The sequence below is a fragment of the Pseudomonas fragi genome, from assembly GCF_002269505.1.
Classification (GTDB): domain Bacteria; phylum Pseudomonadota; class Gammaproteobacteria; order Pseudomonadales; family Pseudomonadaceae; genus Aquipseudomonas; species Aquipseudomonas fragi_D.
This window is the reverse complement of record NZ_NQKQ01000014.1, coordinates 118036-125146: the sequence shown is the minus strand read 5'-3', so window position 1 is coordinate 125146 and position 7111 is coordinate 118036. Positions and strand designations below refer to the sequence as shown.

Below are 7111 nucleotides of genomic sequence, written 5' to 3'. Positions count from 1 at the left end.
AGGCGGGAATGCCCAGTTTCGTGATTAGCATGCTCAGAAAAATTAACTGACTGTTGCACTTGTTCCTTGAGACCGCCCCTCCTATCTACAGTGCGGTAAGAATTAAAGTTCTGGAGTGCCGCTCAGGCGTGCGCGCATGCAAAACACTTCACACGACGGGTACGTGTGAAGGCGAGTTGACGTTTGAGTGGGGTTTTTTAATGCCTGTTGTCGTTTCATAAGCTCAACCGTTCAAATCCATTAATACGGGTGCGAGCAGAGCCTAGACCATAATTCTTGGCAGGCCAGGCGATTGCGGAGCGCGACACAGAGGCTGTTGACACCAAACCAAAAACCGATTTATTTATTTTTATTAATATAAAACAAATAGTTAGTAGTTGTTTAGGGGTTTATTAAAAGACGCTTCTGGCCATAAAAGCGTCTTTTAACGCTGAAAAAACTTCATCTTTAGTGCGATATGTCATCTAAACGCTTAAAGATCTTCAGATCAGCTGAGCAGGCAACGTTATTTTTCGTCCGGCAACTTGCCGTTTTTGAACAAATGCCTGTGGCCGCAGTGATAAAGCGCGGCATGTAACTGGTCATTGAGTTCAGTCAGTTGCCTGAGCATTTCCAGGCTTAGCCAGACATAGGCATAAAAGGGCGTTTCGGTGATCTTGCCGTCCAGGCTCTTGAGTACAAGCTCCTTGAGGTCGTGGGCTTTCTGGCGCAGTTCACCGCTGATCTGGTTGTTGGAAATGCCCATGCACAATTTGTTCTGCAGCGATTCGAGCGCTTGCGGGATCAACTGGTGCAGACCGTTCAGTGCAGGCTCGCTTTCGATCAGCAGGTGGCTCTCCCGTGATGACCAGTACGCATCGATCATCAGGCTCATGGTTGCCAGCATGTTGCGGTGCAGGGTTTGCAGGGACTCGAAAACCTGAGGTTTGAGGTTGCTCTCGTTGCTGGCGGGAGTGATGTAGTTGCGCAACTTGATCACCGCATCCAGTTCATCCTTGAGCTGATCATCCAGATTGGGACGTTCGGCTACCCGGGGGGAGAAATACTGCGAGTACAGGCTGTTGATCTTGCCCAGGCTTTCGCCGAATTTAATCCGCAGATCGGTGTAGGCCCGTTGCGGGTAGATACTGGTGTAGAGCATGGCCAGCAAAGACCCGGCCAGTACATAGCCGCTGCGGGTGAGTGCAGATTCCATGTCATTGGGCGGGGCGCAACTCACCACTGCCAGCGTGGCCCCGATCAGCAGGGCCATGTAGGGGTGTTTGCCCAGGGTCAGGTAACCGGCGATAAACATCATTACCGCGCACCACAGCAGCATCAGGGCAAATGAATGCATTTCCAGATACAGCGCCACCAGACCCGACAGCGCGCCCAGTACTGTGCCGCCGGTACGTTGCAGCGCGCGGGAAAAGACGTTGCCCCAATAGGGCTGCGGCCCCATGACAATCAGCATGGTGATCAGGGCGTATGACGCACCATCGAGCTTGAAAAACCGGATGACGACAAAGGTAATCAGGAACGCCAGGCTGATGCGGGTGGCGTGAATCCAGCGATAGTTTTTGCAGACCAGTTTTTCCAGATTTGAAATCTTTTTACCCAGCTGCATAAAGTCCCCAATCGCTGTAATGGATTGGGCTGGCAGCGTAGTTCAGGTCAGGCGTGTCCACCACTCGGGATGGCTCTAACGTGGGGCGGGGAAAGTGACAGGCATAAAAAAGGCCATTACCTTCATGGGGATCCGGTAATGGCCAAAAATCTCAACCAAAGAGAGCGTCAGGCGCAAACCTGACGGGCGGCAATGTATCAATGCCAAACTTAGTTAGCTAGCTAAGTGTGAGCGAAACTGTTTTACCTGTTGCGCAACAATGGTGCATTGCGGGTCGGCTAGGCACGGGATGCGTTAGCCGATACCCTTTGCGCCATGCAAATACCTGACTTGAATCTGCTGGTTGCCTTGAACGTCTTGCTCGAAGAAGGCTCGGTGGTGGGTGCTGCCCGCCGCATGAACCTGAGCGCTCCGGCCATGAGCCGCACCCTGACCCGGATCCGCGAGGTGTTGAACGACCCCATTCTGGTGCGTTCAGGGCGTGGTCTGGTGCCCACGCCCCGTGCACTGGAGTTGCGTGAGCAAGTGCGCGGGGTGGTCGAGCTGGCGCACGGGGTGTTTACCCAGAGCCAGAACAGTGATTTGCGTGAGCTGGAGCGAACGTTCAGCATTCGCGCCAATGACGTATTTTTTGGCGTGTATGGCGCTGCACTGCGCCAGCAAATGGCTCTGGACATGCCCAAGGCCACGTTGCGGGTGGTGCCTGAGGGCTTTACCGATGACGAAGCGCTGAATGAAGGCCGCATTGACCTGACCATCTGCGCCACAAACCGCTTCAGCTCGGATATCAAGGTACAAAGGCTGTTTACCTGTCCGTTTGTGGGGTTGGCACGGGAAGGGCATCCGATTTTCGATGAGCCCATTACCGCCCGGCGCTTTGCCGGTTTTGACCATATCAGCGTGTCACGCAGGGGCCATGCCCGCGGGCCGATTGACGCGCTGCTGGCAGAGCTGGGTCTGGAGCGGCGGGTGTCGTTCACCACGCCGACGTTCTACTCGGCGATTTTTGCCCTGGCCGGGGAAGATCTGATCCTGCCGTTGATGCCCCAGGTGCTGCTCAAAAACCTGGAGCCACTTGGCCTCAAACTGCGCCCGTTCGAGCTCCCGATCACTTTGCAACCGGTGGATATTGTCCAGGCCTGGCATCCGCGGCTGGACAACGATCACGCCCACCGCTGGCTGCGTCGTACCCTCAAGACCTTTTGCGACAACGCGGTGATTTGACCGCAACCTCTGTAGCAGCTGCTACGGGGAGGGAGTCAGAATTACAACAGTTGCGTTTGACGCAATCCAAAGTTAGTTATTTATCAATTTTTATAGCTATGCCGGCTGATTAAACTTTCTGTCATCTATCAAGACGACGGAGTCAGCCATGTATTGGCGGTTTGATCACGGGCGCAGTCTGGCGCCTGGAGCTGCGCTGTGACGGCGCTGGTTGCAGGTGCCGTGGCACCCACCCCGGCCCCGGCCGGCAGTGCGGCTTTTGGCCTGCGGATTTTTACCGGTCTGCTGGGCGTTTTGCTGGCCGTGCTGGTGTCGGGGTTCAACGAGAATGTCACCAAGGTGGCCATGCCCGATATCCGTGGGGCCATGGGTATCGGTTATGACGAAAGCACCTGGCTGCTGGCGGTGTATTCGGCCACGTCCATCAGTGCCATGGCCTTTGCGCCGTGGTGTGCGGCCACCTTTTCCCTGCGCCGTTTTACCCTGTGTGCCATCGGCGCCTTTTTGCTGCTGGGCATCCTTTGCCCTCTGGCCCCGAATGTCGATGCGCTGATGCTGCTGCGCACCTTGCAGGGGTTTGCCGGTGGCGCACTGCCGCCCATGCTGATGTCAGTGGCGTTGCGCTTCCTGCCGCCGGGCATTCGCCTGTACGGCCTGGGCAGTTATGCGCTGACCGCAACGTTCGGCCCCAGCTTCGGCACACCGTTATCCGCCTGGTGGGTGGAGTACGCCGGGTGGCAATGGGCGTTCTGGCAAATCATCCCCCTGGGCCTGTTGTCGATGGCGTGCGTGGCCTGGGGCTTGCCACAGGACCCGCTGCGCCTGGAGCGGTTCAAACAGTTTGACTGGCGTGGCCTGCTGCTGGGCTTGCCGGGGCTGATCATGCTGGTGCTGGCGCTGGAATTGGGCCAACGCATGAACTGGTTTGAGTCGCCGATGATCCGCTTTTTCATCGTCGCGGGCAGCGCCCTGATGGTGCTGTTTTTTATCAATGAATGGTCGCACCCGCTGCCGTTTTTCAAGCTGCAATTACTGAAGATTCGCAACCTGAGCCACGCTTTGCTGACGCTGGGCGGGGTGTTGTTTGTGCTGTTGGCGGTAATCAAGATTCCGTCCAGTTACCTCGCCCAGGTGCAGGGCTATCGTCCCCTCGAAACCGCTCCGGTGATGTTGCTGGTGGCTTTGCCGCAATTGATTGCGCTGCCGCTGGTGGTTGCGGTGTGCAACCTGCGCTGGGTCGATTGCCGCTGGGTGCTGGCCATCGGGCTGGGGCTGCTGGCGCTGGCGTGCGGGATCGGCTCGCAGGTCACGTCGCAGTGGAGCCGTGAGAACTTTTACGGGCTGCAGGCGATACAGATCATCGCCCAGCCCATGGCCGTGATTCCATTGCTGATGCTCGCCACCGGCGGCCTGAACCCGGCGGATGGGCCGTTTGCATCGGCCTGGTTCAATACCGTCAAAGGCTTTTCGGCGGTGGCAGCCAGCAGTGTGCTGGGGGTGCTGACCCTCAACCGCGAGCACTACCACTCAACCATGTTGCTCGACCGCCTGGGCAACTCGCCGCTGGTCAGCACCGGTACAGACCTGGCGCGCCGGGTTCACCAGCAAGCCGTGGTGCTGACCAGTTCCGATCTTTATCTGTACATGGCCGTCCTGGCGCTTTTGCTGATTGTGTTAATCCCTTTTGGCCCCACGCGGATCTACGCGCCGGGCACACCTGTTGGAGTTGTGAAATGAGTACAACAAACGGGCGCAAGCCCTGGGTCCTGGCTGGTGCCGTGGTGCTGGCAGTTATGATGCTGTACGGGCTGTGGCGGCTGGTCTTTGTCACGGGTACCGTGCAGAACACCAATGATGCTTTTATCAGCGCCGATTACACCCTGATTGCGCCAAAAGTGGCGGGGTTTATCGACGAGGTGCTGGTGCAGGATAACCAGCCGGTCAAGGCCGGTCAGTTGCTGGCACGGATCGACCCGCAGGACTACCGCGCCGCCATGCAGGCAGCGCAAGCCAGCGTGGCGACGGCGCAGGCGCAACGGGTCAATGCCCTGGCGATGCTGGAACGTCAGCGCTCATTGATCGAACAGGCCAAGGCCACGGTCGATGCCGATCTGGCGCAAGTCGAATTCGCCGAGCATGAGTTGCAGCGTTATCAGCACCTGGCGGGGCAGGGCGCAGGTACGCTGCAGAACTCCCAGCAGGCGAAGAACCGCTCGCTGACCGCTCGTGCCGAGTTGGCACAGCACAAGGCTGCACTGGAAGCCGCTCGCCAGCAAACCCGGGTGCTGGCCGCCCAGGCCACGGCCGCGCAAGCATCGGTGGAGTATGCCCAGGCCTTGCTGGCACGGGCCGAGCTGGACTTGTCGCATACGCAACTGCTGGCGCCTTTTGACGGTGTGGTGGGGCGCCGCAGCGTACGCCTTGGGGCTTACGTCAAACCCGGCGATACCGTTCTGGCGGTGGTGCCGCTGGCCGACGCCTATGTGGTGGCCAACTTTCTCGAGCACCAGCTCACCCATATGCAGGCAGGGCAGCGCGTGACCATCAAGGTCGACAGCTTTCCGGGCCAGACCCTGCAAGGCACGGTGGACAGCATCGCCCCGGCCACGGGGGTAACGTTCTCGGCCATTGCCCCGGATAACGCTACCGGTAACTTCACCAAAGTGGCGCAGCGTATTGCGGTGAAAATCACGCTGGATCACGGGCAGCTACTGGCCAGTCAATTGCGCCTGGGAATGTCGGTGGATGCCTCCATCGACACAGCAAAGTCGCACGCTCAGCAGGTCAGCACACGATGAAAAAACATTCAGTGGCCTGGGCTGTGGCCTGTTACAGCGTACTGAGCCTGAGTGGTTGCGTGGTCGGCCCGGACTTCAAGGCGCCCGTACCCGAGTTGCCTGCGGGCTGGGCGTCGGTGCCCACTGAGCCGGGGCACAACCGCGCAGTAGACACAGCAGTGGATCTGCATTGGTGGGACCGTTTCGGTGATCGGCAATTGTCTGCCCTGGTGCGCGAGGCGCAGCAGCGCAATTTTGATGTGCAACTGGCGGCCAGCCGCCTGCAACAGAGCCAGGCAATCCGCCGTCAGATCAACGCCGACACCTTGCCCGAGGTGGATGCAGCGGCAGCTTACAGTCGTAGCCGCAACAGCCAGAAGGGTTTGAGTGACCCTTCCGGTTACAGCGGCAAGCAGGCCTTCAACCTGTGGAATGGTGGCCTTGGGTTCAGTTGGGAAGCTGACCTGTGGGGCCGGGTGAAGCGTTCGGTGGAAGCGGCGGATGCCACCGTGCAGGTGGCGGCTCAGGACCGCAATGCCGTGCAACTGTTGGTCATCGTGCAGACCGCGCAGCACTATATTAAGTTACGCGGCACTCAGCAGGCACTGGCGGTGGTCGAGCAAAACCTGCAGATCGCCCGGCGCAGCCTGGAACTGACCCGGTTGCAGCTGCGGGAGGGCGTGGCCACGGATTTACAGGTCTCTGAGGCTGCGGCCCAAGTGGCCGAGATCGAAGCGCGCCAGGCACCCTTGCAGCAACGCAGCGCACAGTTGATCAATGCCCTGAGCTTGCTGCTGGCCCGCGAGCCACGGGCCTTGCAGGCGCAATTGAGCGCCGCGGCCGACGTGCCGGCCTACGGCGAGGATGTGCCGATCGGCCTGCCCAGCGAACTGGCGCAACGGCGCCCCGACATTCGTCGGGCCGAGGCCCGCCTGCATGCAGCTACTGCGGCCATCGGCATGGCCGAGGCGGATTTCTATCCGCGGATCACCCTGTCGGGCAGCCTCGGTTTTCAAGCCACGCAGTTGTCGGACCTGGGCAGTTGGGGGTCGCGCAATTTTGCATTCGGCCCGGGCTTGAGCGTGCCGGTGTTCGAGGGCGGGCGTTTGCAGGGGGCCTTGCAGTTGCAGGAAGGGCGCCAGCAGGAGGCGGGCATTGCCTACCAGCAAACCGTATTGCGCGCCTGGCATGAGGTGGACGATACGCTGGTTGCGTATCAGGCCAGCCAGCGTCGGCGCGACAGCCTCAAGCAGGCAGTGGTACATAGCCAGCGGGCGTTGGACAGCGTGCACCAGCAATATGCCCAGGGCGCGGTGGACTTTCTCAACGTGCTGACGGTGCAAAACGCGTTGCTGGCCAACGAAGCGGCGTTGGTTGACAGCACTGCGCAGGTCTCGTTGTCCCTGGTGGATGTGTTTGCGGCGCTGGGTGGCGGCTGGCAGGGCTAGCTGCTTGCAGATTCTGGTGGGGGCGGGCTTGCCCGCGATGGCATCGACGTAGTTAT

At 59.5% G+C, this 7111-nt stretch carries 5 protein-coding genes; 4 read left to right on the top strand and 1 reads right to left on the bottom strand.

Going from position 1 to position 7111, the window contains the following annotated elements; all coding sequences use genetic code 11:
- Nucleotides 1–505: 505 nt before the first annotated feature.
- Nucleotides 506–1606 (bottom strand): FUSC family protein, encoded by a 1101-nt coding sequence (locus CJU81_RS14270; RefSeq protein WP_095037170.1) that lies wholly within the window; start codon nucleotides 1604–1606, stop codon nucleotides 506–508.
- Nucleotides 1607–1921: 315 nt separating this feature from the next.
- On the opposite strand from CJU81_RS14270, the gene CJU81_RS14265 reads away from it, so the two are divergent.
- From CJU81_RS14265 to CJU81_RS14250, 4 genes are all read left to right on the top strand, one after another.
- Complete coding sequence (locus tag CJU81_RS14265) at nucleotides 1922–2830, top strand: LysR family transcriptional regulator (RefSeq protein WP_095037169.1); 909 nt, start codon at nucleotides 1922–1924, stop codon at nucleotides 2828–2830.
- A gap of 198 nt (nucleotides 2831–3028) precedes the next feature.
- The gene (locus CJU81_RS14260) at nucleotides 3029–4567 is read left to right on the top strand and encodes an MFS transporter (RefSeq protein ID WP_095037168.1); all 1539 of its coding nucleotides are present in this window, start codon (nucleotides 3029–3031) and stop codon (nucleotides 4565–4567) included.
- On the top strand, nucleotides 4564–5628 hold the full coding sequence (locus tag CJU81_RS14255) for an HlyD family secretion protein (RefSeq protein WP_095037167.1): 1065 nt from the start codon (nucleotides 4564–4566) through the stop codon (nucleotides 5626–5628). Before CJU81_RS14260 ends, CJU81_RS14255 begins: the two co-directional genes overlap by 4 nt.
- Nucleotides 5625–7055 carry an efflux transporter outer membrane subunit gene (locus CJU81_RS14250; protein ID WP_095037166.1) on the top strand — a complete coding sequence of 477 codons (1431 nt, stop codon included), beginning with the start codon at nucleotides 5625–5627 and terminating at the stop codon, nucleotides 7053–7055. Before CJU81_RS14255 ends, CJU81_RS14250 begins: the two co-directional genes overlap by 4 nt.
- Nucleotides 7056–7111: the final 56 nt, after the last annotated feature.